11 protein-coding genes are annotated in these 16594 nt (G+C 61.1%); 6 read left to right on the top strand and 5 right to left on the bottom strand.

Features of this window, described 5'->3' with window-relative positions; translation table 11 throughout:
* Nucleotides 1–59: 59 nt before the first annotated feature.
* Together QP999_RS01020 and QP999_RS01015 are read left to right on the top strand one after the other, a co-directional pair.
* Complete coding sequence (locus tag QP999_RS01020; RefSeq protein ID WP_284847409.1) at nt 60–1241, top strand: amidohydrolase; 1182 nt, start codon at nt 60–62, stop codon at nt 1239–1241.
* 72 nt (nt 1242–1313) lie between these two features.
* On the top strand, nt 1314–2738 hold the full coding sequence (locus QP999_RS01015) for an NAD(P)H-quinone dehydrogenase (protein ID WP_284847408.1): 1425 nt from the start codon (nt 1314–1316) through the stop codon (nt 2736–2738).
* A gap of 48 nt (nt 2739–2786) precedes the next feature.
* On the opposite strand, the gene QP999_RS01010 is transcribed toward QP999_RS01015, so the two are convergent.
* Together QP999_RS01010 and QP999_RS01005 are read right to left on the bottom strand one after the other, a co-directional pair.
* Nucleotides 2787–3557: an Ltp family lipoprotein gene (locus QP999_RS01010; protein ID WP_284847407.1), complete on the bottom strand. Its 771-nt coding sequence runs from the start codon at nt 3555–3557 to the stop codon at nt 2787–2789.
* Nucleotides 3558–3680: 123 nt separating this feature from the next.
* Nucleotides 3681–4988 (bottom strand): short-chain fatty acyl-CoA regulator family protein, encoded by a 1308-nt coding sequence (locus tag QP999_RS01005; protein WP_284847406.1) that lies wholly within the window; start codon nt 4986–4988, stop codon nt 3681–3683.
* 168 nt (nt 4989–5156) lie between these two features.
* Between QP999_RS01005 and prpD the strand changes: the two genes are divergently transcribed.
* From prpD to QP999_RS00990, 3 genes are all read left to right on the top strand, one after another.
* Nucleotides 5157–6668, top strand: coding sequence for a 2-methylcitrate dehydratase PrpD (gene prpD, locus QP999_RS01000; protein WP_284847405.1), 1512 nt, complete (start codon nt 5157–5159; stop codon nt 6666–6668).
* The gene (prpB, locus tag QP999_RS00995; protein ID WP_284847404.1) at nt 6669–7601 is read left to right on the top strand and encodes a methylisocitrate lyase; all 933 of its coding nucleotides are present in this window, start codon (nt 6669–6671) and stop codon (nt 7599–7601) included.
* Nucleotides 7602–7664: 63 nt separating this feature from the next.
* Nucleotides 7665–8813, top strand: a complete 1149-nt coding sequence (locus QP999_RS00990) for a bifunctional 2-methylcitrate synthase/citrate synthase (protein WP_143335844.1) — start codon at nt 7665–7667, stop codon at nt 8811–8813.
* On the opposite strand, the gene QP999_RS00985 is transcribed toward QP999_RS00990, so the two are convergent.
* The gene (locus tag QP999_RS00985; RefSeq protein WP_239249223.1) at nt 8810–11245 is read right to left on the bottom strand and encodes a hypothetical protein; all 2436 of its coding nucleotides are present in this window, start codon (nt 11243–11245) and stop codon (nt 8810–8812) included. The genes QP999_RS00990 and QP999_RS00985 overlap by 4 nt on opposite strands.
* On the bottom strand, nt 11235–11921 hold the full coding sequence (locus QP999_RS00980) for an ABC transporter ATP-binding protein (RefSeq protein ID WP_284847403.1): 687 nt from the start codon (nt 11919–11921) through the stop codon (nt 11235–11237). Before QP999_RS00980 ends, QP999_RS00985 begins: the two co-directional genes overlap by 11 nt.
* 335 nt (nt 11922–12256) lie before the next feature.
* On the opposite strand from QP999_RS00980, the gene QP999_RS00975 reads away from it, so the two are divergent.
* On the top strand, nt 12257–15688 hold the full coding sequence (locus tag QP999_RS00975) for a pyruvate carboxylase (RefSeq protein ID WP_284847402.1): 3432 nt from the start codon (nt 12257–12259) through the stop codon (nt 15686–15688).
* A 160-nt stretch (nt 15689–15848) separates the two neighbouring features.
* On the opposite strand, the gene QP999_RS00970 is transcribed toward QP999_RS00975, so the two are convergent.
* Nucleotides 15849–16406, bottom strand: a complete 558-nt coding sequence (locus QP999_RS00970) for a GNAT family N-acetyltransferase (RefSeq protein WP_070521373.1) — start codon at nt 16404–16406, stop codon at nt 15849–15851.
* Nucleotides 16407–16594: the final 188 nt, after the last annotated feature.

The following is a 16594-nucleotide window of genomic DNA, read 5'->3' as shown; positions in this document are numbered from 1 at the left end:
CTGAACCGCATGGTCTAGTTGTAGACTCTTCCCAAGAGGAAACCACGGAGGAGGAAGCAGTGATCTCGGACTACGTCAGTGAGTGGTTTAGCAACCACCGTGCGGAGGTCATCGCGTGGCGCCGCCATATTCACCGCCACCCGGAGACCTCCAATAACGAGGTGGAAACCACCCGCTTCCTGTCCCGCACCCTGCGCGAGTACGGCTTGGAGCCGCATCTTTTCCCCGAGACTGGCCTCATGGTGGACATCGGCCCCGACACGGAACTTGGGCGCCTGGCCTTCCGCGCCGACATCGACGCGCTCCCGGTCACGGAGGTCACGGGCCTCGAGTACACCTCCGAGGTCCCCGGAGTTATGCATGCCTGCGGGCATGACATGCACACCACCATTGCGCTAGCCACTGCCTGCGCACTGGCGGATCTCAACCGTGAGCACCCACTGGACTTCGGCGTCCGCGTCATCTTCCAACCAGCCGAAGAGGTGTGGGTAGGCGGCGCCACCGATGTCATCGAGTGGGGTGCGCTGGAAGGCGTGAACTCCATCTTCGCGGTGCACGTGGAACCGAAGCTGCGCGTCGGGCGTATCGGCGTCCGCGCCGGGGCCATTACCTCTGCGACTGATGTCGTAGAAGTTAACGTGTCCGGCCCCGGCGGGCATACCTCCCGCCCGCACTTGTCGGCGGACGTCGTCTATGCGCTGGGCAAGCTGCTGACGGACCTGCCAGGTTTGCTCTCACGCCGCGTCGATCCGCGCACCGGCACCGTCTTGGTCTTCGGCCAGGTGAATTCCGGCTATGCCCCGAACGCGATCCCGGAGACCGGCTCGGTGGCCGGCACGATGCGCACGGCGGACATCGGTATCTGGCGGGATATGCAAACGCTCTTCTCCGAGTTGGTGGAACAAGTGCTAGCGCCCCTGGGTGTGGAGCATGAGCTGGTCTATCACCGCGGGGTTCCGCCCGTGCTTAACGACGACGTCTCTACCGCCCTCCTCGCCAGTGCTGCCCAGGCCATCGACCCGCAGGCCGTGGTTCAGGCGCCGCAGTCTTCCGGCGGCGAGGATTTCTCTTGGTACCTAGAAAAGGTGCCCGGCTCCATGGCCCGTTTGGGCTGCTGGTCGGGTGAAGGTGAGCAGCACGATCTCCACATGGGGGATTTGGCGCCAGATGAGCGCGCTATCGGCGTGGGCGTCAAACTCTTTGGCTCCGTAGCAGAACAGTTCGCCAACGTGGAGGATTAGGCTCCTAAGCACTACACTGTGTCAAGGATTTCCCAGAGTTCTTATAGGCAGAATTTTAAAAAAGGAGCGACAGTGTCACAGGAAGCCCCCCGCATCGTAATCATCGGCGGTGGCCCCGCAGGCTACGAGGCTGCGACCGCCGGCGCCAAGTATGGCGCGCACATTACGTTGATTGAGGAACAGGGCCCCGGTGGCTCCTCCGTTCTCTTGGACTGCGTGCCCTCGAAGTCTTTCATCGCTGGCGCCAATATTCGCACCGATTTCCGCCGCGCCGATGACATGGGCCTGAATCACGAGCTCGGCTCGCTGCAGCTCAACCTGCAGGCGCTCAATGGGCGCGTGCAGGCGCTGGCTGCTAATCAGTCCCGTGACGTGCGTGCGGGCCTGGAAAAAATCGGTGTTCAGGTTATCGATGGTCGTGCCGCCTTCTCCGAGGACCAGCACGGTGTGAAAGGTGCAGCACACAAGGTCGACGTCACCCACAAAGATGGCACCACCGAAACCCTTGACGCAGACTTGGTCCTCGTTGCCACCGGTGCTACTCCGCGCATCCTGCCGGGCGCGCAGCCGGACGGCGAGCGCATCCTCACCTGGCAGCAGGTCTATGACCTCAAGGAGGAGCCGGAGCACCTTATCGTCGTCGGCTCCGGCGTGACCGGTGCGGAGTTCGTTTCCGCCTTCGCGGAGATGGGCGTGCGCGTGACCATGGTGGCTTCCCGCGACCGCATTCTGCCGCACGACGACGCTGATGCTGCCGACGTCCTCGAGACCGTCCTGGCTGAGCGCGGCGTGGAACTGGAGAAGAACTGCCGCGTGGAGACAGTCTCCCGCACTGAGGACGGCAACGTCGTGGTCAAGACCCAGGATGGTCGCGAGATCCATGGGTCCCACGTCATCATGTCCATCGGTTCTATCCCTAATACCAAGAACCTGGGTCTTGAGCACGTTGGTGTGGCCACCACGCCGTCCGGCCACATCGAGGTTGACCGCGTTTCCCGTACCAACGTCGCTGGCATCTATGCCGCCGGTGACTGCTCCGATCTGTTCCCGCTAGCTTCCGTTGCCGCAATGCAGGGCCGTATAGCTATGTACCACTCCCTGGGTGAGGGCGTGTCCCCGCTGCGTCTGAAGACCGTGGCAACCGCCGTATTTACCCGCCCAGAAATCGCTGCCGTTGGCTTTACCCAGGCGGAGATTGAGGCCGGTGAGGTTGCCGCCCGCACCATCATGATGCCGCTGAACACCAACCCACGCGCCAAGATGCGCTCTTTGCAGCACGGCTTTGTCAAGCTCTTCTGCCGCGCCACGTCCGGCCGTGTTATCGGCGGCGTTATCGTCGCACCGACTGCCTCCGAGCTCATCCTGCCCATCGCCGTAGCAGTCACCAACCAGCTCACGGTGAACCAGCTGGCGGATTCCTTGGCGGTCTACCCGTCGCTGTCGGGCACCATCACGGAGGCGGCCCGCCGCCTCGTTGCCCACGATGACCTCGAGTAAAGACCTTGCGTAAATCAGATCCGGGTCTGATTTATCTACTGCCCGCTCTTATAAGCCCAGTGTGCTCACCGCATGCTGGGCTTCTTCCATGGTGAACTGCTCGCCGTATTCGCTGGTGAGCTGCTCTAACAGTGCCGGACCGGACATTGGCATGAGCTCCTGATAGCTCTCCGCTGCCTCGACGGCTTCGGCCATCCAATCAGCATTCACTGTGTCGACGGCGTACTGAGCTTGTTCTGGCGTGAACTTCTCTCCGTACTCGGAAGTCAGTTGTTCATAGAGCTTTGCCTTGGAAAAGGAGGAGAAATCGAGGTAACTCTTTGCGGACTCGAGCGCCTCGGCGTTCCAGTCCACATCGAGCTGGTGAATGGCGTATTGTGCCGCCTCCGGGGAGAATTGTGAGCCGTATTCGCTCGTGAGCTGGTCATAGAGCTTAGCTTCGGAGAATGAGGAAAAGTCCAGATAACGCTTCGCCGCGCGCAGAGCATTCTTGTGTTCTGCGGGCACGGTGTTGTCATCGCTGCCGGTACCGCCTCCGGCGGTTTCCACGTCAGCTACGGCGTTGTTGATATCGAGCGTCGGGGTGCTCAGTGCAGACTCCAGCGATTCGGCGGCAGTGATGCTTGTGCTTGGCTCCGGTGCGGCGATGTTAGTCGGGTCATCGTTATCAGAACCTGCATTGAGGGCGATACCGCCGAGCACGAATACCGCGACGGCACCCGCACCCCACTTGAGACAGCCGCCCTTCTTTTTCTTCGGCGCTGGCTGCTCCGGGTTTGGCTCCTGGGAGAACTGGGGAGCTGCATAAGGATGGGACATGAGAGAGAACCTCCTGCGTAGGTGAGGGGAGAGAGCTCGGCGGGGTGCCGAACAGCTCCTATCTTGGCAAGCCCACCGGACATCGCTGCAGAAAGTTCGAACGCCTAGACGAAAATGAGAGAACTACGAGGTGGCATAAGCCGAAACTGGAGTGGCATTGAGGTCGAGACTGACGGGCCGTCCCGCCTGTGGGAAGGCGCGCTGCGGGCACGCCGGGCGCGGGCACGCGGCGCAGCCGGGGCCGATGGGGGTCGCCTCGGAAGGGGAGAGGTTGAGCGCATCCGCGTAAACCACGCGATCCGCCTGTGCGATATCGCAGCCTAGCCCGACGACGAATTCCTTGCGCGGCGTGCCCCAGGCCTGGGCTTGTCCTTGGACGAAGCGCGCAATCCACAAGTAGGTGTGGTCATCGGGCATCGAGGCCACCTGGCGCGTGATGCGGTTGGGCGTTTCAAAAGCGCGGTGCACCACCCACAACGGGCAGGAACCACCGCTGCGGGCGAAGTGGAAAGCGGTGGAGGACTGGCGCTTGGAGATATTGCCTGCGCGGTCGGTCCGGATGAAAGAGAAAGGTACGCCTTGGTGGCCGGGTCGCTGTAGCGTCGACAAGCGCTGCGCGGTGGTCTCGAAGCCGGTCCCAAACGCCGTCGCGATGACGTCGATGTCATAGCGCGTTTCCTCCGCGGTGGTGAGGAATTGGGTATAAGGCATGGTCACGGCGGCGGCAAAGTACTGCGCGAGGCCCAGCGTTCCAATAGTCTGCGCTTCCTCGCCCGGCAATTCGGCGACGAGTTCCGCGCAGTGCTCCGGGTAGGCCAGTAGACAGTACTGGAGCGCCATTTCGAAGACGAGTTGGGATTCCGTAAGGCCCGCTCGCAGGTGCAGCTCCCGGTTGTGAAAGGTGCGTCGGCGCGGGGACGAGGAGGAAAAGCGCGTCGTGACACCAAATTCATCCTGCAAGACGGAAGCTAAGCGCCCGCGGCGCAGGACGCGGTCTCCGAGCGAATCGGACAGTTCTTCGGCGGCCACGTCAAGGCTGTGAACATAGTTGTGGGCGTCGTAAAAGAAATCGCGGACAGCTTCGAAGGGGCCGGGTTCGGCGGGGGTGTGAGCGGCGGCGTCGACAAGCCGGGGCACAAGTTCGGGGAAACGCCCGCTTAAGTCAGTAAGGGTGGCTTCGGAGGCTTCGGGGAAGAGCTGGCGCAGCTCGGCGAGCGCACGCAAGTCGCGGTCGCCTGCGAAATAGGTGGCATCAACACCAAAGCGCTGGGTCAGCTGCATGAGGACGGTGACGGTGAGGGGGCGCTGGTCATTTTCCAGCTGGTTGAGGTAGCTGGTGGATAGCCCCAGCTGCTTGGCCATGGCGGCCTGCGTGAGTTTGCGTTCCTTGCGTAGCGCGTGGATTCTCGCCCCCGCGTAGTGCTTGGTCACTGCCTGCACCCTCCTCAAAAACCGTTCTACCTGGTAGTTCCACAGATTTTGCAATTAACGCAAATCCCTGCAACAGATAGTCACAGTTTACACATGTGGCAGGTCACACGAGGCAGGGTTAGTGTGATGCCTATCGCAATCGTTGTTCTTGTCTAGGAGGGAATCCCGTTGATTAACCACGAAGTACGTACCCACAAGTCCGCCGAGGACTTTCCTATTGAAGAGCACTTGGCCTACAAGATTGCCAAGGTTGCCGCTGATCCCGTCGAGGTTCCGGCCGAGACCACCGAGATGATCATCAACCGCATCATCGATAACGCCTCCGTGGCCGTTGCCTCTGCCACCCGCCGTCCTGTTACCTCCGCCCGCGTCATTGCGCAGGCCCACCCGGTGCAGGAAGGCGGCGCCACCATCTTCGGCGTTGACGGCACCTACTCTGCCGAGTGGGCAGCGCTGGCCAACGGTACTGCCGTGCGCGAGCTGGACTACCACGACACCTTCCTCGCCGCCGATTACTCCCACCCGGGCGATAACATTCCGCCGATCCTGGCCGTGGCACAGCACAAGGGGCTGACCGGCAAGGAGCTCATCCGTGGTATCGCCACCGGCTACGAAATCCAGGTCAACCTGGTCAAGGGCATTTGCCTTCACGAGTGGAAGATCGACCACGTGGCGCACCTCGGCCCCTCCGTCGCCGCGGGCCTCGGCACCATGCTGAACCTCGATGTCGAGACCATCTACCAGGCCATCGGCCAGGCTCTGCACACCACCACCGCCACCCGCCAGTCCCGCAAGGGCCTCATTTCCTCCTGGAAGGCTTATGCACCGGCGTTCGCCGGCAAGATGGGCATCGAGGCAGTGGACCGCTCCATGCGCGGTGAGGGCGCCCCGGCCCCAATTTGGGAAGGCGAGGACGGCTTCATCGCTTGGATGCTCCACTCCCCGGAGCGCACCTACACCGTCCCGCTGCCGGCTGAGGGCGAGGAAAAGCGCGCCATCCTGGACACCTACACCAAGGAGCACTCCGCGGAGTATCAGGCACAGGCCCCGATCGACATGGCCTTCGCTCTCAAGAAGACCCTCGCGGAAAAGGGCCTGAAGACCGAGGACATCGAGTCCATCGTCCTGCACACCTCGCACCACACCCACTACGTCATCGGCACCGGCGCCAACGACCCGCAGAAGATGGATCCGAACGCCTCCCGCGAGACCCTGGACCACTCCATCATGTACATCTTCGCCGTGGCCCTGCAGGACGGCGAGTGGGATTATGAGACCTCCTACTCCGACGAGCGCAAGCACCGCCAGGACACCATCGACCTGTGGCACAAGATTTCCACCGTCGAGGACCCGGAGTGGACCCGCCGCTACCACTCCAACGACCTGGAGGAGAAGGCCTTCGGCGGCAAGGCCGTCATCACCTTCAAGGACGGCACCGTGATTGAGGACGAGCGCGCGGTGGCCGACGCCCACCCGCTCGGCGCCCGCCCCTTCGGCCGCGAGGAGTACATCAACAAGTTCAAGAAGCTCGCCGCCGGCAAGGTTTCGGAAGAGGAGCAGGAGCGCTTCCTGAAGGCCGTCCAGAACCTGGAGAACCTCACCGATTTGAGCGAGCTCAACGTTCGCCTCACAGACGAGGCCATCGCCACCGCACCCGAGACCCCGAAGGGACTGTTCTAAATGGCTGGCCTATTTGGCTCCACTATCAGCAACGCCGACAAGCGCAAGAGCTTCCGCGAGGCGCTGAACGCACCGGAAATTACCACTCTGCCGGGCGCCTTCAACCCGTTGACCGCGCGGCTCATCCAGGATCTCGGCGGCTTCGGCGGCGTCTACGTCTCCGGCGCGGTGCTGGCCAATGACCTGGGCCTGCCGGACATCGGCCTGACCACGCTCACCGAGGTGGCACAGCGCGCCGGGCACATTGCCCGCGCCACGGACTTGCCGGTGCTTGTCGACGCCGACACTGGCTTCGGCGAACCCATGTCCGCCGCCCGCACGGTTGCCGCGCTGGAGGACGCTGGCCTGGCCGGCTGCCACCTAGAGGACCAGGTCAACCCGAAGCGCTGCGGCCATCTCGATGGCAAGGAAGTGGTGCCGACGGATCTTATGGTTCGCCGCATCACCGCCGCGGTCAACGAGCGCCGTGACGAGAACTTCATCATCTGTGCCCGTACCGACGCCGCCGGCATCCACGGCATCGATGACGCTATCGAGCGCGCCAAGGCCTACGCCGACGCCGGCGCAGACCTCATCTTCACCGAGGCCCTGTACTCGCCCGAGGACTTCGAAAAGTTCCGCGCCGCCGTGGATACCCCACTGCTGGCCAACATGACCGAGTTTGGCAAGACCGAGCTGCTATCCGCCAAGCGTATCGAAGAGCTGGGCTATAACGCCGTCATCTGGCCAGTGTCCACCCTGCGCGTGGCCATGGGTGCTACCGAAGAGTTCCTCCGCGACATGCAGGAAACCGGCCTGCAGTCCGAGGAGTGGCTCGAGCGCATGCAGCACCGCTCCCGCCTGTACGAGCTCGTGCGCTACGACGAGTACAACGCCTTCGACCAGAGCGTGTTCACGTACTCCAAGGACAGCTACAAGCCCACCTTCGACTAAAACCTGCGGTCCTAAACCCGCCCGAAAACTCACCCGATCCTTCTATCAAAGGAGAAAAACACCATGTCTGAAACCCCAGAAATCCGCAAGGGCCTCTACGGCGTCGTCGTCGATGAGACCGCCGTCTCCAAGGTCGTCCCGGAAACCAACTCCCTGACCTACCGCGGCTACCCGGTTCAGGAGCTGGCTCGCTACTGCTCCTTCGAGGAGGTTGCCTACCTGTTGTGGAATGGCGAGCTGCCGAGCCAGGATGAGCTGGTCCGCTTCTCCGCCCGTGAGAAGGCGCTGCGCCACCTAGACCGCCACCTCATTGACCTGATCACCTCCATGCCGAAGTCCTGCCACCCGATGGACGTGCTGCGCACCGCGGTCTCCTTCATCGGTTCCCAGGATCCGGAGGAGTACACCAAGGACTCCGAGCACATCCGCCGCACCGCGCTGGAGCTCATGGCGAAGCTGCCGACCATCGTCGCACTTGATATTCGCCGCCGTCGCGGTGAGGGGTACATCGAGCCTTCCCGTAAGAAGGGCTTTGCGGAGAACTTCCTGTGGATGGTCTTCGGCGAGGAGGAAGGCTCCCCGGCCCTGTCGCGCTCCGACATCGAAGCCTTTGATAAGTCCCTCATCCTCTATGCTGAGCACTCCTTCAACGCTTCCACCTTCGCTGCCCGCGTGGTGACCTCCACGATGTCGGATACCTACTCCGCCGTTACCGCCGCCATCGGCGCCCTCAAGGGCCCGCTGCACGGTGGTGCTAACGAGGCCGTGATGAAGAACTTCCTGGAGGTCGGTGACCCGGCCAAGGCAGAGGAGTGGACGCTCAACAAGCTCAAGAACAAGGAGCTCGTCATGGGCTTCGGTCACCGCGTGTACAAGAACGGTGACTCCCGCGTTCCGACCATGGAGGCTGCCTTCCGCGAGCTGGCCAAGGACCATGGCCAGGAGCAGTGGGTGGAGATGTACGAGAACATGGCGAAGACCATGTACGAGAACACCTCCATTAAGATCCAGCCGAACCTGGACTTCCCGGCTGGCCCCGCGTACCACATCCTGGGCTTCGACATTGAGTTCTTCACCCCGATCTTCGTGATGGCCCGCATCACCGGCTGGACCGCACACATCGTGGAGCAGAACGAGAACAACTCCCTGATCCGCCCGCTGTCTGCCTACAACGGCAAGGAGCAGCGCTCCGTTCCGCCGAAGCAGATCTAATTAGCGGTTGCGCTTGACGACGGGCGCTGCACGTGGCGAAGGCATGTCATGCCGACGCCACATGCAGCGCCTAATGCTATTGCGCCTGCGGCAACAAGAAGTGCATTCCAATCGATGGCAAAAGTGAGGCCATCTCCCATTGCGTAGACCATTCCGGCAAGCGGGAGGATTCCAGCGAGACAGCCAGTAATGATCGCGGCACATGCCAGTGTGGCCGTAGTGAGTACAACGATTCTTAGGTGCCAGGAGGAATCGAGGCCTAGTACTTTGAAGGTGGTCTCGATTGCTTCGGTAGCGCGAGCAAGTTGCCGCGAGAAAACAAAGGTTACGGCTAACGCGCTGAGAAGCGCGGCTGCCAAGCTGATATAGAATGCCCGCGGTGTCGAAGAAGTTTGAATCAGTGGCAGTAGTACGAGCTCGTGGGGGATATGAGCTTGTGCAGCGCTATCAAGAAAGCGCTTTTCTTGGTCTTCCTGGAGACCCGTAAAGACCCATTGTGTCCTACCTGCCGGTGCATCTAGATTTTGCGCCGTGGATGCGAGGATAAATCCTCCAGCTAGCTTCTCCCAGTGTGGCCCGAAGTCCATACTCAGCGCTGAAAGTGATGAGTGGCCTGAATTCTTGCTCGTGTTGATTGAAACGTGGTCTTGGTTGATGAATCTGTGATCGCGGACTAATGCCCCAGTCTTAAGGACTTCTTTTTCTGAGGCAGTAAGCTCTCGGTCTAAGAGTTGCTCTACGTTACGAACGGATTCGACGCTCAGTACGCCAAAAGTCCCCGACATCTCCGCGGGCATGTCCAGCGTGGCTTGGACATAAGAAACACGAACTGGGGCGGGCACGCCCAACGCAGTGGCTAGGTGCTGAACGGATTCAGCACGCGTGGAAAGCCCGTCATCTGTCTTCTCTAAAATGTGTGCCTGGTTTGGGGCGATCGTTGACGTCAAACTGTCATTCTCACTGGCTGTGAAGCTGGCTGACATCGAACTGCTAAACACGGCGGTTCCCATGCACAGGACCAACAACGTCAGACCCGTGCCAATAAGCTGCCGGTGCTTCTCTGCAAATCTTAGGGCCACGCCTGCTGGAGTGTAGGGCCGGCTGGTTCGCGGACAGCGTGCGAGAAAAAGAGAAAAGACGATGCACAATGCCACGGTTGGCAATGGCGCCCAGGTTTCGAACACGTCTGGCCCCAGCAGTGCTGAAGCGACCGTAAAGAGCGCGGCCACAAGGACAATAGCAATAGCACTCCAACGCAAGAATGATGCCGATAAGGCCGGCAGCGGGATGTCTTTCCAGAACGGATGCGGCTGGGTCGACGGCGCGGTGGCAACACCGCCAATCAGGAGTGCTGCTAGCGAGCTAGCGAGAAGAAGCACTAACCATTTCCACGGAATGAGGACTCCAGGATCAGGCAACCCCGCAAGTCCCGAAATGAAAGGGCGCACGCATTGCGCCAGGCCTGCACCTACAACGAGGCCTAAGACGGAGTACATCAGGGCTGAACGAAGCAGGGTGGATGTGTTGGACTTCCACAACAGGAAGGGGGAGATTCCTAGCTCGAAGAACCGCCGGTTCAACGGGTGAAGAACTAGGTACGTGACTCGCCACAAAAAGAGGATCAAAGCACACGGTATGACAATGGCGAACAGGCCGAAGAAGAAAGAATAGCTATCGGCGAACCCTGAAGGCGGCGTGGCGAGCAGGCTTTCGCGGGTGAGGAGTGAGGTCGAAAAGGCGTCGTCAAGCGCGGCGCGATCAACGAGGTTTGTAGTTTCGAGCTGACTGCTAATGAAGTCGGTGAGCTCGGCAGGAGTCGTTCCTTCGGAACCGAACACAATCGGCCGGACCGAAGCGGAGGTCATGGAATAAGCGTCGGCGTCGATGGTGTTCCATGTTCCCGATGCGCCGTACACCGCTTTCTCCTGGCTGTGGAAGGAATTCGATACAACGCCAACGATGCGGAGCGGTAGCGTGCCGTTGAATGCAGTTGTGTTCTCTCCGAGGCTAAGGTTAACGTCCTCAGTGACGATTACTTCCCCGGGGGCGCTTGGCCAATGGCCCTGAACCAATGCCAACCCAAAATCGGGAGCTTGCTCTTCCCAGTGAGACTCCTTGTAGACAAGGGAAGCTGATGGATTGCTATCGACATAGAGATCGTAAGTCTCGAGTTGGGTAGTAAAGCCCCTCTCTGGGGAATCAAGTTGCGGCAGCGTCTGTTCAACCACGCCCGCCCGCGTGTACACAGGCACGTCCACCCGCACGGCGTTGTTTCCCAATTCTGACTGCGCCTTCTGCTGCGGGGACAGCATCATGAAGAGATCAGCCGAGACAGCAAATGCGAATAATCCTAAGCACACTGCGATTGCCGCTGCGCCGAAACGATACCGTTTCGAAGAATGCACGACTTTCGTGATTAGTTCATTGAGCATTCGGGGCTGCTTTCCCAAGCTGGCCGTCGATCAGCGTGTAGGCCGTGCTGCAATAGTCGAGCATGATGGGATCGTGACTGGTCGCTATCACGGTTGTGCCAGTTGATGCCAGCTTCTTGAAGAGTCGAAAAATGCCGTGCGAGTTTTCAGAATCGAGCGCAGCAGACGGCTCATCAGCCAAGAGAATTCGCCGTTTCCCAGACAGTGCTCGGGCGATTCCTACTCTTTGGCATTGGCCGCGCGACATCTCTGCGGGAAATCGTTGAGCGAGTTCTGCAAGTCCTACCTGGGTTAAGGCCTCGCAAGCCTTGTCGTGTGCCGTCGTCTCATCGAATCCCGCTGCAGCAAGCATAAGCATGACATTTTCGAGCGCTGTGAGTTCATTCATCAACAGGTCGTCTTGATAGACGAAGCCGATTGTGTTGCGGCGCAAGGCGAGTAGTTCCTTGGGAGCAGCGGTGGATACACAGGTATCGAAGACCGAGATTGAGCCTTCATCGATAGGTAGAAGACCTGCAACCGCGCGCAGGAGAGTTGTTTTACCGGAGCCGCTCTTTCCTGAAATGCCGAGAAACTCGCCTTCACCAGCTTCTAGGCTTGCGCCTTTGAGAACATGCGTGCGCTGGGCGCCTTCGCCTAAATACTTGTGGACGTTAGAAATGGTGACTGAGTTCATAAGCTCTTTTCTGTCTTCACCGTGCGGTCTTTGGAAGTGAAGGATGAAGTTGGTTCTTATGAACCTGATTGAAGGATAGAAACGGAGGGTAGAACATGTCAATAGGTTTATATTTTTTTAAAAGCGAAGTAACTCTTCTCCTATTTGGCCGCTGCATGTTTAAAGGGGGGGAAGGGGAGCTGTTCATGAAGGGGTGAGTCTTCTAGGGGTGTGCCTAGGAGTCTGGCGAGAACCTATTCGAAATCTGTTGACCGATATGTCGATTTCCGCCCGCGTTGTCGCCTCGGACACTATCCTTAAGTTCGTATTGTGCTTATCTGAAAGGATCACTCCCAGTGTCTGATACCGCCCACAAGTCCTTCTCTAAGATCTTGGTGGCCAACCGCGGTGAGATTGCCGTGCGCGCCTTCCGCGCTGCCTTTGAGGTCGGCTCCAAGACCGTTGCAATTTATCCAAAGGAAGACCGCAACTCCTTCCACCGCGCCTTTGCCAATGAGGCAGTGCGCATTGGTAACGAGGGCCAGCCGGTCAAGGCTTACCTCGACATCGATGAGGTCATTCGCGCCGCCAAGAAGTCCGGCGCGGATGCCATTTACCCTGGTTACGGCTTCCTGTCGGAGCGTGCCGATTTGGCGCGTGCTTGCCGTGACAACGGCATTAAGTTCATCGGTCCCACCCCGGAGACCTTGGACCTGACCGGTGATAAGGCCGCCGCGGTAGCCGCTGCCCAGGAGGCGGGGCTGCCGACTCTGAAGGACTCGAAGCCCTCGACGGACGTCGACAAGCTGGCGGAATATGCCAAGGACTTTAACTTCCCCGTCTTCGTGAAGGCAGTGGCCGGCGGTGGCGGCCGCGGTATGCGCTTCATCGAGAACGAGGCGGAGCTGAAGACCAAGTGTGCTGAGGCCTCCCGCGAGGCTGAGGCAGCCTTCGGCGATGGCAACGTTTACCTCGAGACCGCGGTGATTCGCCCGCAGCACATCGAGGTGCAGATTCTGGCTGACTCCCACGGCAACGTCTTGCACCTGTTTGAGCGTGACTGCTCCGTGCAGCGCCGTCACCAGAAGGTCGTCGAGATCGCCCCGGCGCCCACGCTGGACCCGGAGCTGCGTGATCGCATCTGTGCGGACGCCGTGAAATTCTGCGAGCATATTAACTACGAAGGCGCCGGCACCGTCGAGTTCCTCGTCGATGAGAAGGGCAACCACGTCTTCATCGAGATGAACCCCCGTGTGCAGGTGGAGCATACCGTGACCGAGGAGGTCACTGGCGTGGACATCGTGAAGTCCCAGATGCAGATTGCGGCGGGCTTCTCCCTTGAGGAGCTGGGCCTGAAGCAGGAGGACATCCACATCACCGGCGCGGCGCTCCAGTGCCGCATCACCACCGAGGATCCCTCCAATGGCTTCCGCCCGGATACCGGCACGCTGACCCAGTACCGCTCGCCGGGCGGCGCAGGCGTGCGTCTCGACGGCGCAACGGCCGTCGGCGCTGAGGTCTCCCCGAACTTCGACTCCCTGCTGGTGAAGATGACCTGCCGTGGAGTCAACTTTGAGCAGGCCGTGGCACGTGCACAGCGCGCGCTTAACGAGTTCACGGTGGCCGGCGTGGCCACCAACATCGGCTTCCTGCGCGCCCTGCTGCGCGAGCCGGACTTCGTCAACACCCGCGTGGACACCAGCTTCATTCCGGAGCACCCGGACCTGCTCAAGGCCCCGCCGGCCGTGGATGAGTCTGGCCGCATCATTGATTACATCGCTGATGTGACCGTCAACAAGCCGAACGGCGAGCGCCCGACCACCCTGCGCCCCTTCGACAAGCTGCCGGATCTGGACTTTAACTCTGAGCTGCCGCGCGGTTCCCGCGATGAGCTGTTGGAGCTGGGCCCGAAGAAGTGGGCGGAGAAGATCCGCAAGCAGGACGCTTTGGCCGTCACTGATACCACCTTCCGTGACGCCCACCAGTCCCTGCTGGCCACCCGCGTGCGCGGTACCGCGTTGGTCACTGCCGCTGAGGCCGTTGCCCGCATGACCCCGGAGCTGTACTCGGTGGAGGCATGGGGTGGTGCCACCTACGACGTCGCCATGCGCTTCCTCAAGGAAGACCCGTGGGTGCGCCTGGATCTGCTGCGTGAGGCCATGCCGAACCAGAACATCCAGATGCTGCTGCGCGGCCGCAACACCGTGGGCTACTCGCCGTACTCCAACGATGTGTGCACCGGTTTCGTGCAGGAGGCCGCCAAGTCTGGTGTGGACGTCTTCCGCATCTTCGACGCGCTGAACGACGTTACCCAGATGCGCCCGGCTATCGACGCCGTCCTGGAGACCAACACCACCGTGGCTGAGGTTGCCATGGCCTACTCCGGCGACATGTGCTCCCCGGATGAGAAGCTCTACACGCTGGACTACTACCTCAAGCTGGCCGAGGAAATCGTGAACACAGGCGCTCACGTCCTGGCTATCAAGGACATGGCGGGCCTGCTGCGCCCGGAGTCCGCATCCAAGCTGGTTATGGCTCTGCGCAAGGAGTTCGACCTGCCGGTTCACGTGCACACGCACGACACCGCAGGTGGCCAGTTGGCTACCTATTACGCGGCAGCGCTTTCTGGTGCCGACATCGTCGACGGTGCTTCCGCACCGCTGGCGGGCACCACCTCCCAGCCTTCGCTGTCCGCCATCATCGCGGCGTTCTCGAACTCCTCTCGTGACACCGGCATCTCGCTCAAGGCCGTCTCCGACCTTGAGCCGTACTGGGAGGCCGTGCGCCAGCTCTACCAGCCGTTCGAGAAGGGTATTCCTGGACCGACCGGCCGCGTCTACCGCCACGAGATTCCGGGTGGTCAGCTGTCCAACCTGCGCGCGCAGGCTACCGCGCTGGGCTTGGAGGACCGCTTCGAGATTATCGAGGACACCTACGCGGCAGTGAATGAGATGCTCGGCCGCCCGACCAAGGTGACCCCGTCCTCCAAGGTGGTCGGTGACCTCGCCCTGCACCTCGTGGGCGCTGGAGTAGACCCGGCTGACTTTGAGGCCGACCCGACCAAGTACGACATCCCGGATTCCGTCATCGCCTTCCTGCGCGGTGAGCTCGGCACGCCTCCGGGTGGTTGGCCGCCGCTGCGCGATAAGGTTCTGGAGGGCCGCGCGCCTGGCGACGTCACCGTCAAGCCCGTGCCGGAGGATGAGAAGAAGCACCTGGCTTCGGATGATTCCACCGAGCGCCGCGCTTCCCTCAACCGCCTGCTCTTCCCGAAGCAGTTCGAGGAGTTCAACGAGTTCCGCCGCACCTACGGCAACACCGAGGCGCTGACGGACACGGTCTTCTTCTACGGTCTGGAAGAGGGCAAGGACTACATTGTTCACCACTTCCCGGAGGGCTCCAATGACCGCGCGGATCTTAAGCCCATCACCGTGCGTCTTGACGCGATGGGTGAGCCGGACGAGAAGGGCATCCGCAACGTCGTGCTCAACGTCAACGGCCAGATCCGCCCGCTCAAGGTGCGCGACAACAACGTCGAGTCCACCGTCGCCACCGTGGAGAAGGCCGATCCGTCCAACGAGGGCCACGTGGCCGCACCGTTTGCCGGCGTGGTGAACCCGACCGCCAAGCCTGGCGACGAGGTCAAGGCCGGCGACCAGATCGCCGTCATCGAGGCCATGAAGATGGAAGCCTCCATCTCCGCCACCAAGGATGGCACCATCGAGCGCGTCGCCATTGGCGCCGCCACCAAGGTGGAGGGCGGCGACCTCATCGCCGTCATCAGCTAAGAAAAGCCGCTGAACCCCTCCCGTCTGGAGTAAAACACCAGATAGGAGGGGTTCTTGTTTTACCGCCGGGCCCTGCCAAACGCGTCGAGTATAGTCGACACTTTTGGAAGAAACCGAAGAGGTGTCGAGTATGCTCGACACCCTTTGTCGGCTTGCGGTGCTAGAAACGCTTGAGCATCACGTGGGCATCCGGGCGGCCGGGCACGTCGATGTCGACGAAGCCCTCGGATTCATACAGCTTGCGGGCGCCGGTGTTCTCCGGCTCAATCCACAGCGAAATGGCCGGAGCTTCCTGTGCCTCGGCGAGGTCGCAGGTGTTGCGCAGGAGGCGTCGTCCAGCGCCTAAGCCCCTGTAGCGGGACTCCACAGCGAGGAAGAGCTCGGGGATTTCCTCCGGATCGAGGTCTGTGGCCCACTGGGACTCATCGAAAGGATCGGCCTCCGGATTGCCGGTGTAGGCAGCGCCTTTGGCTTCAGTGGTGTAGTAGCGCAGCCAGGCACCGCCGACGGGCACGCGGTGGCTGGAGACGGCGATGACGCCGCCGTCGACATGGGGAGACCATTCGTCGACGTACAGCCCCACGTCAGGCGTGTGGAAATCCCCGATATGGGCGTCCTCGTCACCGAGGACATCGGCGAGGAAAAGGAGGCGGGAGAGGTAGGTACGGTCATGCTCCTTGGCCAACCGTACGCCGAACTCAGAATCGTTAACGCTCATGCCTTTCGAGGTTACTTGAACTCTGAATTTTGTCACTCGCTGAGTGGTTCGAGGGGAGTGGGTGGCGCAATCCTGATGCGCCACTGCTGCATCCCCCCCGGAGCGACAAAGTCAGCACCCCGGTAAGTAGTACTCAGCGGGTAAGTAACCCGGAGCAGAGCTCCACCGGGGCATCACGTCAAAGAGTA

It is taken from the genome of Corynebacterium sp. MSK004, assembly GCF_030232515.1.
GTDB lineage: Bacteria > Actinomycetota > Actinomycetes > Mycobacteriales > Mycobacteriaceae > Corynebacterium > Corynebacterium hesseae.
Note: the sequence above shows the minus strand (reverse complement) of the source record. Positions and strands in the feature narration are given on the sequence as shown.

What these genes read in the sequence shown, in the direction of transcription:
- QP999_RS01010 (WP_284847407.1), bottom strand. Translation starts at nt 3,557, where the DNA reads ATGTCCCATCCTTATGCAGCTCCCCAGTTCTCCCAGGAGCCAAACCCG.
- prpB (WP_284847404.1), top strand. Translation starts at nt 6,669, where the DNA reads ATGGCTGGCCTATTTGGCTCCACTATCAGCAACGCCGACAAGCGCAAG.
- QP999_RS00990 (WP_143335844.1), top strand. Translation starts at nt 7,665, where the DNA reads ATGTCTGAAACCCCAGAAATCCGCAAGGGCCTCTACGGCGTCGTCGTC.
- QP999_RS00985 (WP_239249223.1), bottom strand. Translation starts at nt 11,245, where the DNA reads ATGCTCAATGAACTAATCACGAAAGTCGTGCATTCTTCGAAACGGTAT.
- QP999_RS00980 (WP_284847403.1), bottom strand. Translation starts at nt 11,921, where the DNA reads ATGAACTCAGTCACCATTTCTAACGTCCACAAGTATTTAGGCGAAGGC.
- QP999_RS00970 (WP_070521373.1), bottom strand. Translation starts at nt 16,406, where the DNA reads ATGAGCGTTAACGATTCTGAGTTCGGCGTACGGTTGGCCAAGGAGCAT.